Genomic DNA, 14,722 nt, shown 5'->3' with positions numbered 1-14,722 from the left:
AAAGGTATACCAAATTTATAAAATTTCTTGTTTATTTTTAGCAGTAAAAAATTGAACAAATACTATCTTTACGAAATGAATAGCATTAAAGTCAAAAACTGTTCTACTTGCGGAACTCCTTTTAATTGTGGGGACACACCTGAAGGAAGTAAATGCTGGTGCAACAATTTTCCACCCATTTTTACTCCGTCAGAAGTGGTGGATTGCTTGTGTTCCAGTTGTTTTACAACTGCCTGCTCTACTAAAATTGACGAATATGTTGCAACACTATCTTCTGAAACTGCAACGGATAATAAAGCCAAAGATTTACCCAAAACGACGAATCTCATAGAAGGAATTGACTATTATTTAGAAAATGGGAACTATGTTTTTAAAGCTTGGTTTCATCTAAAAAGAGGTAATTGTTGTGGCAATGGATGTAGACATTGTCCGTATAAATAATTATAAATTGTAAATTATCAATGATGAAAGATAATATTGTTAAAACCAAGAGTTTTGATTTTGCTGTACGAATAGTTAGATTATATCAATATCTATGTTGTGATAAAAAAGAGTTTGTGCTTTCAAAGCAGCTATTAAGATCTGGGACAAGTATTGGTGCTATGATTCGCGAAGCAGAACATGCCGAGAGCAAGCACGATTTTATTCACAAGTTTGCAATTGCACAAAAAGAAGCTAATGAGGTTGTTTATTGGTTAGAATTATTAAAAGCTACGGATTATTTAAATGAGAAAGAATATGAAAATATAAATAACGATGCAATATCAATATTAAAACTTATAACAAGTATTATTAAAACGACTAAAGCAAAAGTTGATGCCAAGAAATAAGTTATTCAATTAGCATAAAAGATGTTACTACAATTTACAATTAATAATTTACAATTAGAATGATATATTTAATAACTGGCGGGGAACGCTCCGGTAAAAGTAGTTATGCCGAAAATTTAGCAAAAGAATTATCGGATAAACCAATGTATGTGGCTACAGCCCGAAAATGGGATGATGATTTCCAAAAGAGAATCGATCGCCATCAAAAAGATCGGGACGAACGATGGATTAATATTGAAAAAGAAAAACACTTGAGCGAAATTGATTTTTCGGGAAAAGTAGCTATCGTCGATTGTGTTACGCTTTGGTTAACGAACTTTTTCGTGGATACTAAAAACGATGTTCCCTTGTGCTTAGAAGAAGCTAAAGCCGAATTTGATGCTATTGCCAATCAAGAAAATGCGACAATTATTATTGTAACCAATGAAATAGGGATGGGTATTCATGCCGAAACTCATATTGGTAGAAAATTTACCGAACTTCAAGGTTGGATGAATCAATATATAGCTGCAACTGCCGATACCGTTGTGCTTATGGTTTCTGGAATTCCTGTAACGATAAAAGAAAAAAAATGAAATGGCTATGATCTTACAATATTAAATTCAAAGAAATATTGCCTCATAGCGTATTACATATTCAATTAAAAATCAATAAATAACTACATATGAATTTTGTAACTTCTTGGAGTGGCGGAAAGGACAGTTGTTATGCAATGATGCAAGCAATTCAGCAAGGATTTATTCCAAAAGTGTTACTCAATATGATGAATGAAAACGGGAAAGTGTCTCGTTCTCATGGCTTGCCATTGTCTATATTGAATCAACAAGCTCAAAAAATGGGATTGCCTCTGCAAGGTATTCCCGCAACTTGGGGCGATTATGAAACCAAGTTTATAGCAGTTTTGAAAATGCTAAAAGCTGAATATGATTTGGAAGCAGCCGTTTTTGGTGACATTGACTTGCAACCGCACAAAGATTGGGAAGACAAAGTATGTGCCGCAGCATCGCTAAAAGCAATTTTACCTTTGTGGCAACAAGACCGAATTGCTTTGGTAAATCAAATGCTTGAAAACGGAATTGTAACGATGATTGTTTCTTGCAATACAATTATGGGAGAACGTTATCTGGGTAAAATTTTGACCAAAGAATTAGCACAAGAATTACATGAAAAAGGAATAGATCCTTGTGGTGAAAATGGGGAGTTTCATACTTTGGTAATTAACTGTCCGTTATTTTCTGGAGCGATTGAATTGCCTGAATTCACCAGAATTACCTATGAGAATTATTGTTTCATCGTTTGGGAAGAAGTATAAAAACAAAATTATTTTAAGATGACTTATTTAGATGAAATTTTAAAATCCCGTCGTGACACCCGTCATTTTACGGAGGATCAAGTACCAGATGCTGTTCTTGAAAAAGCACTGCAAGCTGGACATTGGGCGCCTTCAGTGGGTTTGACTGATGCTACAAAATATTATCTGATCAAGTCGCCTGAAATGAAGAAAGCCATTAAAGATTTGTTTTTAGATTATGATAAAAAAGCAATTTCGCTAACTGATAATGAACAACAAAAACAAGCGTACAAAGACCTTAAGTTAGAAGCTATAGAAGAAGCTCCGCTGGGATTGGTCATTTGTTATGACCGCTCGGTTTTAAATAATTTTACGATTGGAACTGTCGGGAGTAATGAAGCGGTAAAGTTCAGCTCTGTTTGTGCTGCGCAAAATATTTGGCTATCCTTAACGGAGCAAGGCTATTCCATGGGATGGGTTTCTATCTTGAATTACTATCAGTTCAAGCAATTATTAGGTTTACCTGAAAATATGGAGCCGTTGGGGTATTTTTGCGTGGGAAAACCAGCTACTGACTATGATAATCAACCCATGTTGCAACAACTGAATTGGAAACAAAAGCAAGAAATTCCACTAGTTGAGGAAATCACTGTTTTGCATGAAAATAAGGTGGAGAAAGTATTTTTTGATGCTAAAAAAGAAATAGATGCTGCTGCTTTTGCAAATGCGTTACAACATAAAATCGACCAAAAAACAAAACCAACGGGTTCATTAGGAATTTTAGAAGTACTCGCCAAACAAATCGGGATGGTATTTCAAACTTTAGAACCAAAAATTATAAAACCTAATCTGGTTGTTTTTGCCGCGGATCACGGAATTGCAAATCACGGAGTAAGTGCCTATCCGCAAGATGTAACCAGACAGATGGTGAGTAATTTTTTGATAGGTGGTGCAGCTATCAATGTGTTTTGTAAACAAAATAAGATTCAATTAGCTATTGTGGATGCAGGTGTGAATTATGATTTTCCTATGAATACGGATTTGATTTCGGCTAAAGTAGGGAAGGGAACCAACTCCTTTTTACAAGGACCTGCGATGAGTAAAACAGAAGTTGAATTGTGTTTTATGAAAGGAAGCGAAATTGTTGCCACTATTGCAAAAACGTGTAGTAATTGTATTGGTTTTGGAGAAATGGGTATTGGAAACACTGCTACGGCTTCGGTTTTAATGAGCATTATTTTAGAATTACCAATTGAAGATTGCGTAGGAAAAGGCACTGGTGTAAATGATGAACAGTTGATTCAAAAAATTAATATCCTTAAAAAATGCATTGCCAATTATAATGGTTCAGATGATTTAGAGAGCAAATTAGCTTATTTCGGAGGATTTGAAATCCTTCAAATGGTAGGTGGAATGCTTCAAGCTAAGGAAGCAAATATGTTGATTCTAGTGGATGGATTTATCTGTAGTGTTGCTTTTTTAATTGCCTTTAAAAAGAATCCATCTATTACTGAAAATGCTATTTTTTGCCATTCTTCCGCTGAGCAAGGGCACCAAAAAATATTAGATTACCTAGGAGTTCGTTCTTTGTTGCAACTTGATTTACGGTTGGGTGAAGGAACGGGTTGTGCCATTGCTTTTCCTATAATTGAGTCGGCAGTAGCATTCTTGAATGATATGGCGAGTTTTGAATCTGCGGGGGTTAGCAGTCGGTAGAGACGCATTTAGAGACGCACTGCAGTGCGTCTCTACAGGAAAATAAAACAAAAAATAATTCCAAAAATGAGAAAAGAACTACACATATTTTTTACAGCATTAATGTTTTACACCAGGATTCCGTGTCCTGCAACCATCGATCACAATCCAGATTATTTAAATAAAGCGTCTCGTTATTTTCCATTGATTGGTTGGATTGTCGGGAGCGTTGCTTTTGGAGTATATTGTGTTTTTAATTATTTAGTTGCTCCTGAAATTGCGGTAATCTTCTCTATGATTGCTTCCGTTTTAGTTACCGGAGCTTTTCATGAAGATGGTTTTGCTGATGTTTGCGATGGTTTTGGCGGCGGTTGGACCAAAGAAAAAATACTAATGATTATGAAAGACAGCGCCATTGGTGCGTATGGCGCGATTGGTTTAGTGCTGTTGTTAGTGCTTAAATTTCAAGGGCTGACTCAATTAATTGATGTCTCGGATAATCCTAAATTTATAATTTATAATTCACAATTTATAATTCTATTACTTCTTGTTTCTGCGCATTCCATCAGTCGATTAGCAGCGATTTCAATTGTTTTTACCCATCAATATTCACGAGAAGATGCTACAAGTAAAAGCAAACCAATCGCACAAAGTTATTCTTGGAAAGAAGTGGCAGGAGCGTTCTTTTTTGGATTGCTTCCATTAGTTATTTTGTCTTATTTTCAGTGGCAAATGCTGTTGGTTTTAATCCCTGTTTTCCTGACACGATTCTTTTTGGCGCGTTATTTTCAGAAATGGATTGACGGATATACAGGGGATTGTTTGGGCGCAACCCAACAGGTTTGCGAAGTGGTTTTTTACATATCAGTTATTGCATTATGGAAGTTTATTTAGTACGTCACACGGAAACGGTTTGCGAAAAAGGAATTTGTTATGGACAATCCGATGTGAAAATCATGGAGCCTTATGACGCTGTTTTTCAGTCTGTTTTGGGTCAATTGCCTCAAGATGCAATATTGTATTCCAGTCCTTTACTTCGCTGTGTGCTTTTGGCAAATTATATCAAATACAATTCAGAGATTACTGCTGTAAACGAAGATTTCCGTTTAATGGAAATGAATTTTGGCGATTGGGAAATGAAAAATTGGGATGTAATTCCACCTGATGATTTTACACCTTGGATGACTGATTTTGTAAATGTTCGTGTGCCGAACGGTGAATCATTTACGGATTTGCATAATCGAGTAATTGATTTTATGCATAATGAACTTCAAAGAACGAATTCAAAACCAGTAATTATTGTGGCCCATGCTGGAGTGATACGAAGTTTTTTATGTAAAATTTCGGATTTACCGCTGAAAGACGCTTTTCAGAATAAAGTAGATTTTGGAGCTGTAATTAAAATTGAATTATAAAATCCGCAATTATTTAGGTTATTAACTTAATATAATTTTATCTTTGCTGCCGTATTGAGGTTGAGGTTTGTTTTTTTCAAACCACATTAAAAGGGAATCAGGTGATAGATTTCAAGTTTTAGATTTCAGATTTCAGGATTTAAATCCTAAATCAAGAATCCTAAATCTTAAATCAAAAATCCTGAGCTGTACCCGCAACTGTAAGCTATCAAGCTTGTTGTTATCTACAAAACCATTGTTCGCCGCAGCGAATGAGAAGGTAAACAACAAGACGCAAGCCAGGAGACCTGCCTATTACATCGAGTATCAAACTTTCGGGAAAAAAGGTTTGGGTATGGGTCATTCTATGCTTTTCTCCCCATTTATTAAATTTTACATTTTTAAAATGAACAAAAAATTCATTCGCTTTAGTGCGATTGCATTGTTATTTGCAATGAACACGTATGCACAAGAACAAGAACCAAAACAACTTGATGAAGTTGTTGTTTCCGATTCGAAATTTGCTTTGCCAAAAGAAAAATCAGGAAAAGTTATCGTGAAAATTACTGCTGCAGATTTGAAGAAAAAAGCAGGACAATCAGTAGCTTCAATTTTAAGTACGGTAGCTGGTGTTGAAATCAATGGGAATCAGAGTCGTAATGGTAAGGATTTGGGACTTTACATTCGTGGAGGAAGAAATCATCAGGTTTTAATTTTGATTGACGGGGTTCCTGTTACGGATGCTTCCGGGATTAGCTTATCGTATGATTTGAGATTGATTCCTGTGGAGCAAATTGAAAGTATTGAGATTATGAAAGGTGCTTCAAGTACTTTGTACGGTTCTGGAGCAGCTACAGGTGTTATTAATATTACACTTAAAAAAGCAGGTAAAAAAGCTATTGCTGGAAATGCATACGTGAATATTGGTACACAAACAGCTGCCAAAAATGCAAATTATAGCATACAAGATTACAGTCAAGGAATTGCTGTAAACGGTGGTTTTGAAAAAGTAAATTATTTTGCTTCTTTGAATAGTACTGAAACTACAGGGATTTCTGAGGCAAGACCATTAAATTCAAATACTAAATTTGAGAACGATGATTTTTCAAGATTAAATTCGGTGGTAAAAATTGGCTTTACGCCAACTAAAAAATTATCATTTGATTTCTTTGCAAATTATGATCGAATGAAAAACGGTTTTGATGCAGGTTCATTTTCAGATGATCTTACAAATTTCAGTCTTTCGGAGCAATTTAGAGTTGGTTTTTCTCCAAAATACAAATACAATAAAGGAGAATTGGTAATCAATACCGGTGCAAATGTAATCAATCGCGACATCTTTAGTTATGGCTCTTTATTCCAGGCAAAGTCAAGAAGTGTTGATGTTGATGCTTTTAATAAATATGAAATTTCATCTGAGCTATTTGTGGTTACAGGAGCACAATTTCAGTTTCACGAAATGTCAAACTTAAGCGAGTATGATGCAATTACAACTGATATGGCAAAATTCAATATGATTGATCCTTATGTAACGGCAGTTTATAATTCTAGTTTTGGATTAAACTTAAATGCAGGAGCACGTTATAACATTCATAGTAAATACGGGAATAATTTAGTTTATAATGTTAATCCATCGTATAGCTTTTCAGAATCATTGAAAGTATTGGCTTCTTATAGCACAGCATTTGTTACTCCAAGTTTGTACCAATTGTACTCTCCGTATGGTGATTTGGATTTATCTCCAGAGAAAGATGCAACTGCCGAAGTTGGTTTTGAAGTAAGTTTGGCAGATAAGAAAGTGGTTTTAAATGCTGTTGTTTTTCAAAGAGAAGAAGAAGATGCAATAGGGTTTGATTTGATGACTTATAAATACTTTAATGTAGATGGTAAAAACAAAGCCAAAGGTCTTGAAACAATGATTTCTTATGCTTTTAATGATAAAGTAAAATTCAATGCCAATTATACTTTTACGGAGTTAGAAAAACAATCTCGCATTCTAAACCCGAAACATAAAGCTAATGCTTCTGTGGATGTGCAAGCAACAGAACGCCTTGCTTTTAATCTGGCGTATCAGTTTGTATCAGACAGATATTTAGAATACACGACTTATCCGGAGCCAACTTATGATCCTGTTTTAAATTCAGAAATTTTGAAAGACTATCAATTAGTAAATGCCAATGCTCGTTATGAATTGATCAAAAACAGATTGAATGTTTTTGGTGCAGTTGATAATATTTTGGATAAAGATTTTGTTGAAAGTCGCGGATACAGTACAAGAGGAAGAAACTTTAAATTAGGTTTAAATTTCTTATTCTAAAAGAGTATGTTTTAGTTTTTAGTCTTAATTCCCGTTCCTAATTTGGAGCGGGTTTTTTGTTGGAGAAAATCGGATTCTTTGATTTATAATGATAAAAAAAAGAGGCTATCAGTAATGAAAGCCTCTTTTTAGTTTAATTTTTGAAATTAATATTATTCCAATGCTTTCAAAAGTCCTTCTGGAGCTTTGTCAATATACATTTGATTTTGGATTCCTTTGATTGATTTTGCATCTTTGAAAAACTCAAAATCTACTCCTGTATTTTGTTTCAACATTCTGGTTGTTCCTGTTATTTTTCCAATAGCGGTACTTAATAAAGGTTCTGAAGTGTCTCCAAGAACTCCATAAGTGCTAATAGTTTCTTTTAATAAATAATCAGGTTGTAGTCCATTGAAATAATCTCCAAAACCGGTTGAATTCACAATTTTCAATACAATCGGCTGCATGGCGTATCTGTGATTTGGGTTTCTGTTTTCGGAACCAAAAGTAGCAGAGTCATATAGTGTAACTGACCCAACATTTTTCCCTACAGTTACATCACCAATTTGTATTACATTGATATGAGGTTCTAATCCGTTGATTACTAATTCACTTGCCGATGCTGTGCTTTGAGTAGTCAATATATAGACTTTAGTCAAGTTTAAACTGTTTATTGCGGTAGTCCCAATTTTGTCAGTAAAATTATTTATTAAAGCTCCGGGATTGTTAGTTTCGAAATACGCGTTGATTTTAGCATTCCATTGTTGTTTAGCAAATACCTGTCCAGTAAATTGTCCGGTAATCATACTCGCTAAACGTGTAGCCGTTTGCACAGAACCACCTCCGTTATAACGTAAATCCAAAACTAAGTCCGTAACTCCTTGTGATTTTAAAGAAGCAAAAGCTTCATTCAATTGCGTGTCATAATTAGCATAAAAACCATTGTACATCAAATACCCTATTTTATGTGAACCGGAAGTGATTACTTTGTTGATTAAAATTGGATTTTCGGATAAAACGGTTTTTGTTAACTCTACTGATTTTCCGTTGGCAACAATAGTAGTTCCGTTATAATCTGCCAGATTTAATGTGTAAGTTTCGTTTGAACCAAATAATAGAGATTCATAATTACTCAAAGTAAGCTGAGTTCCATTTACGGCAGTAAAAAAATCACCACGCTTGATGTTCTTGTTCGACGCATCTGAATTTGCAATGATGTAACGTACATAACCAAATATTTCAGTAGTGCTTCCGGGCTTTCTGCTTAAACCAAAATCAACACCATTGTTTTTAGTTGTTCCTTGAAGCGTTCCTTCCAGCTCTAAATAATCATCCACAATCCAACTGAAACGGTCTATGGTTTTGTCAACTCTAAGCGCGTCAAACAACTCTTCAGGAACAGGGTATCCTCTTAGAAACGTATTTAATGCAGTTTGGTCTGCAAATTTATCATCTGATAAATTTGGAACATCTGCCTGCCATAAGTAATATTGGTTCATCCCTTTCCAAATAAAATCTTGTATGTCTAAACTGGCTGGTGGGGCAACATCATCATTATCTTGACAGCTTTGGAAAGTGAAAACTGCTATAAATAATAAAAGCGTAATTTTGAAACTTGTTCTCATATGTAGGTTTTAATATAATTAACGTAAAAATAGTAACTTTAGTTTTATTTTATGTTTTTTGTTACAAAAATAAAAATGAGTCGTCTAGATTATATAACCAGTTTAAAAACCAAATTTTTTATGAACCAAAATGAGTTTGTGCAACTCGTCACTCCTTTTAAAGACAAAGTCTTTAGGTTGGCTAAGCGATTGCTCGTAAGTACTGAAGAAGCCGAAGACGCAACTCAGGAAATTTTGGTCAAATTATGGAGTAAAAATGGAAATTTAGCAGCGTACAGCAGTGTAGAAGCATTTGCAATGACAATGACCAAAAATTATTGTTTGGATCAGCTAAAATCAAAAAGAACAGGAAACCTCAAAATCGTTCATACAAATTATGTAGATAGAGAACCGGGTCTCGATAAGAAAATGGAAGACTTAGACAGTTTGGATTGGGTGGAGAAAATAATGGATAAATTGCCCGTTCAACAAAGATTAATTATTCAAATGCGGGATGTTGAACAATACGAATTTGAAGAAATCGCAAAAATACTCGACATGAATGAGAGTGCGATTCGGGTGGCGCTTTCAAGAGCAAGGAAAACGATACGGGATTATATGACAGAAACACACAATTATGGAATTAGTTAAAATAGAAGATTTATTAGAAAAATACTTTCAGGGAGAAACCAGTATTGCAGAAGAAAATGAATTACGTAATTATTTTTCTTCATCGAATGTTGCGCAGCATTTAGAACAATACAAACCTTTATTTGGGTATTTCTCTCTTGCAAAAGAGCATCAGTTTACGCCAGAAATTCCAATACTCCCGAGGCCTCGGGATAAAAAACGTAATGTTGCGTGGATATCAATTGCGGCTTCGGTTGTTGTTTTGCTGGGAATAGGAACCTATGCTTATTATAGTGCAGATGTTGTTAACAAAAACCAAGATTTAGGAACGTATGATGATCCTGAAGAGGCTTTCAGAGCAACTCAAAAAGCATTATCATTATTATCAGATAATGTAAATGTTGGCATAGAAAGTGTACTGTATATTCAAGAATATCAAACCACAAAAGACAAAATATTCATTAGTACTAAAAAACAGTCTGGTGGTTCTTAATTGCCTTGAGTAAACAGTAAAAAACAAAAAAATAATTTTAAACCATAACAATTTAAAAAAATGAAATCAACAATCAATAATAACAAAATGAACAGTAATTTTAATAAGAGTAAAAAGTTTATACTAACATTAGTATTTACATTAGTTTCAAGCACATTTTTTGCACAAGCGATTTTTGATAAATTCGACGGGCAAGAAGGCGTAAAATCAATCATTGTCAATAAAAAAATGTTTGATTTGATGAGCAAAGTAAAAATGGATGCTTCAGATAAAGAAACACAACAGTACTTGAGTTTGATAAAGAAACTGGATGATTTGAAAGTGTTTACCACTAAAAGCGCCAGAATAGAAGGCGAAATGAAAGTTGTGGCTGATAAATACATAAAAACGGCAGGATTAGAAGAACTGATGCGTGTGAATGAAGATGGCAGAAGCATTAAAATTCTAGTAAAATCAGGAGCGAGTGATTCTCAAATAAGAGAGTTGTTTATGTTCATTGAAGGTGCCAAAAATGACGATACGGTTTTAATGTCTTTGAAAGGTAATTTCGATTTGAATGAAATTTCAGTTCTTACCAATAAGATGAAAATTCCTGGTGGAGAAGATTTGAAGAAAGCAACTAAAGGAAAAAAGTAAGATGAAAACAGTTTTTGGATTAGCGCTGCTATTGAGTTTGTTTCTCGTGAGCTGTAACTCGGAACCGACCTTGCAAAAGTATTTTGTGGAAAATACCGAAAACAAAAATTTTATCGCTCTTGATGTGTCACCTAATATTCTGAACGTTGATAAAACAAAATTGTCAATTGCACAGAGTGATGCTTTAAAGTCTTTTGACAAGATGAATGTTTTGGCTTTCAAATTAAACGATAAGAATAAAGCGGAATTTGAAATTGAACGTGCTAAGGTTAATTTGATTTTAAAAGACAAAAAGTACCAACAGCTTATGAAGTTTGGTTCTGGTAAAGAAGGTGCTTCGGTGAGCTTCGTAGGAACTGATGAGCATATTGAAGAGTTTGTTTTTTTTGCGAATAAAAAGGAAAATGGTTTTGCTGTTGTTCGAATTTTAGGCAAGGATATGAATCCTACTAGTGTTATGACTATGATGAGCGTTTTACAGCAATCTAATATTGATTTAGAGCAATTGAAGCCTTTGCAGCAGTTAATGAAATAAACGTATTCTAAAACAATAAAAAGCGCCTTGATAATATGTCAAGGCGCTTTTTTTATGATGTATAATTTTCGATTAAATGTAAATGTGTTATTGTTTGCAAAACATCTTTTTATTGCCACTGAATCGTTCTTGTTAAATTATGATTTTAGATATATAAATAATGAATAAGAGTTAGGATGAAAAATAAAAGGAACTAAAGCGGATTTACTTTGCCTTTCCCAACAAAGCCCAGCTTTGAAAACAAAAATGCTTCAAAAATAATTCCAAGTAAGCTTGATTATTTTTGAAGCATTTTTATTTATTCGTGACCACGGCGGGATTTGAACCCGCACGCCCTTGCGAGCACCAGCCCCTCAAGCTGGCAAGTCTACCGTTTCTCCACGTGGCCTAAAAAAAGAAAAGGTCAAGTAATAAATTACTCGACCTTTTGTGACCCGACTGGGGCTCGAACCCAGGACCCCATCATTAAAAGTGATGTGCTCTACCAACTGAGCTATCGAGTCAATGCTTCAAGGAAATTATGTGTTGATCACTAAAATTGTGACCCGACTGGGGCTCGAACCCAGGACCCCATCATTAAAAGTGATGTGCTCTACCAACTGAGCTATCGAGTCATATTCTTTCCTTGAATGCGGGTGCAAATATAAGGACTTATTTTGGAGTTTTCCAAGCAATTTTATTATAAATTTGTCTTTTTTTAACAAAATCACTCAACACCTTAATTTGTAAGGTTTTATTCAGATGAAAAAAATTATATTATTAGGTTATATGGGCTGTGGTAAGTCCACAATTGCAAATAAATTGTCAAAACTTATCGGAATTCCTTTTGTGGATTTAGATAAAAAGATTGAAGAGAAGGTAAATTTATCTATAAATGCTATTTTTGAAAAGCACGGAGAAATTTATTTTAGAAAGTTAGAACATGAAGTTTTTATCGAATTATTGCATTCGCCTGAACAATTAATCATCGGTTTAGGTGGAGGAACTCCATGTTATGCCAATAATCATGAGTTGCTAAAAGGCGATAATGTGGTGTCAGTTTATCTTAAAGCTTCTATAGATACTTTGTTCAATAGATTGAGCCATAATAAAAGCAAGCGCCCTCTTATTGCAAATAAAAGTGACGCTGAGATGAAAGAGTTTATTGCGAAACATCTTTTTGATAGAAGTTTTTATTACAATCAAGCACAATATAAAGTGAATGTTGATGATAAGACAATCGATCAGACGGTACTCGATATCGTTGCAATTCTAGCTTAAATAAGCATAATTGTCATTGTTTTCATCAAAAACGACTTGTACGTGTTCTAATAATGATGTAGAAAGTGAGATGCCTTTGAAATCAGCTTTTACAGGGTATTTTTTGTGGTTTCGGTCCACAAGTACTGCGGTTTTAAACTTTTTCAAAGGAACGTCTATAAAATGCCTAACTGCATAGATTAATGTGGTGCCTGAATTTAATACATCATCAACAAGAACTAAGCCTTTATTAGCGTACTGTTCTTTTGATAAGGAAGTGTGAATTGGTAATTCGGGATTTTGCTTATTGATTTGTACTTCGCAAAGCGAAACTTTGAGAGGAGAAATGGTTTCTAAGATTGAAGCTATTTTTTTTGCAAATGTAAAACCGTTAGAGGCAATTCCTGCAATTACAATTTCTTCTTCATCTACAAATGTTTCATAGATTTGGTAAGCAATTCTTTTTATTTTATGCTCGATTTCTTGATTCGTTAAGATAATATTTTTGCTCATTATTTTTAGTTTGTTATTTAACCATTTACAGTTTAAAATTCAAAGGATCATTTTGGTAACTTAAACAAGTAACGTTTTAGGCTTACTCATCATCTTCATCGGTGGTTGTTTCATTCCCAAATTCATCAATATCTCTTCGGTCTTTTTTGGTAGGTCTTCCGGTGCCATTTTTTCGGTAATGCTCCTTTGATAATTTCAGTAATTCTAAATGCTGGTAGGCTTCTGCTGGAGTATCATTTCTTCGGTAGATATCAACTAATTTAGCGCCAACACGATTCTCTGGTACATCCAGAACGGTGATGATTTGGGTAATTTGGTCTTTCCTGAACGTAATTTTGTCAGTAGGAAAAACCTCTTTTGATGGCTTGGCAACAAGACCATTTACAGTCACATGATTCTTTTTACAGGCCTCGGTAACCATATTTCTGGTTTTGTAATACCGCATGCACCATAAATATTTATCTATTCTCATAAATTTTCTAAAATCGGAGTTAAATAGTTTACAAAAATCAATCAATATTGTATCTTGCGCACTTAAAAATTTAGCTATAATGAACAAATTTAAGTATTATTTTATTCTATTAATTACAACCGTCTCTTTATTTTCATGTTCAAAGGATGATGCTGCTGAAATTGAACCACCTAGAGATTATGCAGCACAACTTGCTACTGATTTAACTGATATTGAAGAATATTTAAAAACCTATTCTATAACTGTTCTTAATCATCCTGGTTTTGCTGATGATCAAGATGTTACTTTTACAAAAATTCCAACAGGAGGAACAGCACCCTCTATTTATTCCTATTTGAATAGTGCCACTTTTCCTAAACTTTTGAGTAAAGAGGTGAAACTTCATGATATAACTTACAAGTTGTATTATTTAGTGTTAAGAGAAGGAGTAGGAGAGAAACCTTCTAATGTTGATGGTGTGTTAGCCGCTTACAAAGGAGATTATTTAGATCGTCAAACGGTATCTGAAGTTACGGCATTAACGGCAACCCAATTTGAAGAAGCTAAGAATCCACAACAATTTTTAAGTTTATTTAGTACAATAACAGGATGGGGTGAAACTTTTCCTGAGTTTAAGGTGGGAACGTATTCTTCTAATGCTGACGGTACAGTTTCTTATAATGATTTTGGAGCAGGAATTATGTTTATTCCTTCAGGACTTGGATATTACAATTCAGGAAGTGCCAGTATTCCAGCTTATGCTCCTTTAGTTTTTAGTTTTAAATTATTTGCAATTAGCAGATTAGATTCTGATAATGATGGAATTATGAACTTTCAAGAGGATGTAAACGGAGACGGTTACATGCGTATTTTGGCAACAGGCGTTGTGAATCCTGATGATACTGATGGAGATGGTATTCCTAACTTTTTAGATGCTGACGATGATGGAGATGGAGTTAGTACAAAAACAGAAATTACAGGAGCTAATGGTGTTTTAATTCCTTTTGCAGATATACCGAGTTGTGATGGTAATACTACTGATCCGGCTAGAGTAAAAAGACACTTAGTAAAGTGTAATTAAAAAATAAATTCAAAAAAAAATCCAGTTCAATTGA

The 14,722-nt window shown here is 34.2% G+C and carries 18 protein-coding genes, 3 tRNA genes and 1 riboswitch; of the genes, 14 read left to right on the top strand and 7 right to left on the bottom strand.

The window, feature by feature from the left end:
• Window positions 1-68 precede the first annotated feature (68 nt).
• The gene (locus CLV00_RS16615) at window positions 69-329 is read right to left on the bottom strand and encodes a hypothetical protein (protein WP_233206937.1); all 261 of its coding nucleotides are present in this window, start codon (window positions 327-329) and stop codon (window positions 69-71) included.
• Between CLV00_RS16615 and CLV00_RS16610 the strand changes: the two genes are divergently transcribed.
• From CLV00_RS16610 to CLV00_RS15665, 8 genes are all read left to right on the top strand, one after another.
• On the top strand, window positions 247-441 hold the full coding sequence (locus tag CLV00_RS16610; protein ID WP_233206936.1) for a DUF5522 domain-containing protein: 195 nt from the start codon (window positions 247-249) through the stop codon (window positions 439-441). The genes CLV00_RS16615 and CLV00_RS16610 overlap by 83 nt on opposite strands.
• A gap of 23 nt (window positions 442-464) precedes the next feature.
• Complete coding sequence (locus CLV00_RS15695) at window positions 465-830, top strand: four helix bundle protein (protein ID WP_099716053.1); 366 nt, start codon at window positions 465-467, stop codon at window positions 828-830.
• A 59-nt stretch (window positions 831-889) separates the two neighbouring features.
• Window positions 890-1,405, top strand: a complete 516-nt coding sequence (gene cobU, locus CLV00_RS15690; RefSeq protein WP_099716052.1) for a bifunctional adenosylcobinamide kinase/adenosylcobinamide-phosphate guanylyltransferase — start codon at window positions 890-892, stop codon at window positions 1,403-1,405.
• A gap of 89 nt (window positions 1,406-1,494) precedes the next feature.
• Window positions 1,495-2,142, top strand: coding sequence for a diphthine--ammonia ligase (locus CLV00_RS15685; RefSeq protein WP_099716051.1), 648 nt, complete (start codon window positions 1,495-1,497; stop codon window positions 2,140-2,142).
• An 18-nt stretch (window positions 2,143-2,160) separates the two neighbouring features.
• Window positions 2,161-3,837, top strand: coding sequence for a nicotinate-nucleotide--dimethylbenzimidazole phosphoribosyltransferase (cobT, locus tag CLV00_RS15680; RefSeq protein ID WP_099716050.1), 1,677 nt, complete (start codon window positions 2,161-2,163; stop codon window positions 3,835-3,837).
• A 66-nt stretch (window positions 3,838-3,903) separates the two neighbouring features.
• Window positions 3,904-4,710, top strand: a complete 807-nt coding sequence (locus tag CLV00_RS15675; RefSeq protein WP_099716049.1) for an adenosylcobinamide-GDP ribazoletransferase — start codon at window positions 3,904-3,906, stop codon at window positions 4,708-4,710.
• Entirely contained in the window at window positions 4,695-5,231 is a 537-nt protein-coding gene (gene cobC / locus CLV00_RS15670) for an alpha-ribazole phosphatase (protein WP_099716048.1), read from the top strand. Before CLV00_RS15675 ends, cobC begins: the two co-directional genes overlap by 16 nt.
• 46 nt (window positions 5,232-5,277) lie before the next feature.
• A riboswitch (cobalamin riboswitch) is annotated at window positions 5,278-5,541 on the top strand.
• A gap of 75 nt (window positions 5,542-5,616) precedes the next feature.
• The gene (locus CLV00_RS15665; RefSeq protein ID WP_099716378.1) at window positions 5,617-7,527 is read left to right on the top strand and encodes a TonB-dependent siderophore receptor; all 1,911 of its coding nucleotides are present in this window, start codon (window positions 5,617-5,619) and stop codon (window positions 7,525-7,527) included.
• 152 nt (window positions 7,528-7,679) lie between these two features.
• On the opposite strand, the gene CLV00_RS15660 is transcribed toward CLV00_RS15665, so the two are convergent.
• A complete protein-coding gene (locus CLV00_RS15660) occupies window positions 7,680-9,131 on the bottom strand; it encodes a S41 family peptidase (protein ID WP_099716047.1) in 1,452 nt (483 codons plus the stop codon).
• 120 nt (window positions 9,132-9,251) lie between these two features.
• Between CLV00_RS15660 and CLV00_RS15655 the strand changes: the two genes are divergently transcribed.
• The 4 genes from CLV00_RS15655 to CLV00_RS15640 are packed head-to-tail and all read left to right on the top strand — an operon-like array spanning window position 9,252 to window position 11,404.
• Window positions 9,252-9,761, top strand: a complete 510-nt coding sequence (locus tag CLV00_RS15655) for an RNA polymerase sigma factor (RefSeq protein ID WP_099716377.1) — start codon at window positions 9,252-9,254, stop codon at window positions 9,759-9,761.
• On the top strand, window positions 9,748-10,233 hold the full coding sequence (locus CLV00_RS15650; protein ID WP_099716046.1) for a hypothetical protein: 486 nt from the start codon (window positions 9,748-9,750) through the stop codon (window positions 10,231-10,233). Before CLV00_RS15655 ends, CLV00_RS15650 begins: the two co-directional genes overlap by 14 nt.
• A gap of 60 nt (window positions 10,234-10,293) precedes the next feature.
• Window positions 10,294-10,869 carry a DUF4252 domain-containing protein gene (locus tag CLV00_RS15645; protein WP_233206922.1) on the top strand — a complete coding sequence of 192 codons (576 nt, stop codon included), beginning with the start codon at window positions 10,294-10,296 and terminating at the stop codon, window positions 10,867-10,869.
• 1 nt (window position 10,870) lies between these two features.
• Window positions 10,871-11,404: a DUF4252 domain-containing protein gene (locus CLV00_RS15640; protein WP_099716045.1), complete on the top strand. Its 534-nt coding sequence runs from the start codon at window positions 10,871-10,873 to the stop codon at window positions 11,402-11,404.
• A gap of 305 nt (window positions 11,405-11,709) precedes the next feature.
• Here CLV00_RS15640 and CLV00_RS15635 read toward each other — a convergent pair.
• The 3 genes from CLV00_RS15635 to CLV00_RS15625 all read right to left on the bottom strand — a co-directional run bounded on the left by CLV00_RS15635 (window position 11,710) and on the right by CLV00_RS15625 (window position 12,018).
• Window positions 11,710-11,792: transfer RNA gene (locus tag CLV00_RS15635), tRNA-Leu, on the bottom strand.
• Between the two features lie 42 nt (window positions 11,793-11,834).
• Window positions 11,835-11,907, bottom strand: a tRNA-Lys gene (locus tag CLV00_RS15630).
• A 38-nt stretch (window positions 11,908-11,945) separates the two neighbouring features.
• Window positions 11,946-12,018 (bottom strand) — tRNA-Lys (locus CLV00_RS15625).
• A 127-nt stretch (window positions 12,019-12,145) separates the two neighbouring features.
• Between CLV00_RS15625 and CLV00_RS15620 the strand changes: the two genes are divergently transcribed.
• Window positions 12,146-12,664, top strand: a complete 519-nt coding sequence (locus CLV00_RS15620) for a shikimate kinase (RefSeq protein WP_099716044.1) — start codon at window positions 12,146-12,148, stop codon at window positions 12,662-12,664.
• Here the strand turns inward: CLV00_RS15620 and CLV00_RS15615 are convergent.
• Window positions 12,656-13,156 carry a phosphoribosyltransferase domain-containing protein gene (locus CLV00_RS15615; protein WP_099716043.1) on the bottom strand — a complete coding sequence of 167 codons (501 nt, stop codon included), beginning with the start codon at window positions 13,154-13,156 and terminating at the stop codon, window positions 12,656-12,658. The genes CLV00_RS15620 and CLV00_RS15615 overlap by 9 nt on opposite strands.
• Window positions 13,157-13,238: 82 nt before the next feature.
• Window positions 13,239-13,628 carry an RNA-binding S4 domain-containing protein gene (locus tag CLV00_RS15610; protein ID WP_099716042.1) on the bottom strand — a complete coding sequence of 130 codons (390 nt, stop codon included), beginning with the start codon at window positions 13,626-13,628 and terminating at the stop codon, window positions 13,239-13,241.
• Between the two features lie 79 nt (window positions 13,629-13,707).
• Between CLV00_RS15610 and CLV00_RS15605 the strand changes: the two genes are divergently transcribed.
• Entirely contained in the window at window positions 13,708-14,688 is a 981-nt protein-coding gene (locus tag CLV00_RS15605; RefSeq protein ID WP_099716375.1) for an FKBP-type peptidyl-prolyl cis-trans isomerase, read from the top strand.
• Window positions 14,689-14,722: the final 34 nt, after the last annotated feature.

The organism is Flavobacterium sp. 11, assembly GCF_002754315.1.
In the GTDB taxonomy this organism is placed as follows: Bacteria; Bacteroidota; Bacteroidia; order Flavobacteriales; family Flavobacteriaceae; genus Flavobacterium; species Flavobacterium algoritolerans.
The sequence above is the reverse complement of the archived record's forward strand: the minus strand, read 5'-3'. Positions and strand labels throughout refer to the sequence as shown.

Bases quoted from the DNA above. Each gene is read 5' to 3' on its own strand.
- CLV00_RS15615 (WP_099716043.1), bottom strand. From the start codon at position 13,156: ATGAGCAAAAATATTATCTTAACGAATCAAGAAATCGAGCATAAAATA.
- CLV00_RS15695 (WP_099716053.1), top strand. From the start codon at position 465: ATGAAAGATAATATTGTTAAAACCAAGAGTTTTGATTTTGCTGTACGA.
- CLV00_RS15650 (WP_099716046.1), top strand. From the start codon at position 9,748: ATGGAATTAGTTAAAATAGAAGATTTATTAGAAAAATACTTTCAGGGA.
- CLV00_RS15660 (WP_099716047.1), bottom strand. From the start codon at position 9,131: ATGAGAACAAGTTTCAAAATTACGCTTTTATTATTTATAGCAGTTTTC.
- CLV00_RS15685 (WP_099716051.1), top strand. From the start codon at position 1,495: ATGAATTTTGTAACTTCTTGGAGTGGCGGAAAGGACAGTTGTTATGCA.
- CLV00_RS15640 (WP_099716045.1), top strand. From the start codon at position 10,871: ATGAAAACAGTTTTTGGATTAGCGCTGCTATTGAGTTTGTTTCTCGTG.
- cobU (WP_099716052.1), top strand. From the start codon at position 890: ATGATATATTTAATAACTGGCGGGGAACGCTCCGGTAAAAGTAGTTAT.
- CLV00_RS15665 (WP_099716378.1), top strand. From the start codon at position 5,617: ATGAACAAAAAATTCATTCGCTTTAGTGCGATTGCATTGTTATTTGCA.
- CLV00_RS15675 (WP_099716049.1), top strand. From the start codon at position 3,904: ATGAGAAAAGAACTACACATATTTTTTACAGCATTAATGTTTTACACC.
- cobT (WP_099716050.1), top strand. From the start codon at position 2,161: ATGACTTATTTAGATGAAATTTTAAAATCCCGTCGTGACACCCGTCAT.
- CLV00_RS15605 (WP_099716375.1), top strand. From the start codon at position 13,708: ATGAACAAATTTAAGTATTATTTTATTCTATTAATTACAACCGTCTCT.
- cobC (WP_099716048.1), top strand. From the start codon at position 4,695: ATGGAAGTTTATTTAGTACGTCACACGGAAACGGTTTGCGAAAAAGGA.
- CLV00_RS15655 (WP_099716377.1), top strand. From the start codon at position 9,252: ATGAACCAAAATGAGTTTGTGCAACTCGTCACTCCTTTTAAAGACAAA.
- CLV00_RS15620 (WP_099716044.1), top strand. From the start codon at position 12,146: ATGAAAAAAATTATATTATTAGGTTATATGGGCTGTGGTAAGTCCACA.
- CLV00_RS15645 (WP_233206922.1), top strand. From the start codon at position 10,294: ATGAAATCAACAATCAATAATAACAAAATGAACAGTAATTTTAATAAG.
- CLV00_RS16615 (WP_233206937.1), bottom strand. From the start codon at position 329: ATGAGATTCGTCGTTTTGGGTAAATCTTTGGCTTTATTATCCGTTGCA.
- CLV00_RS15610 (WP_099716042.1), bottom strand. From the start codon at position 13,628: ATGAGAATAGATAAATATTTATGGTGCATGCGGTATTACAAAACCAGA.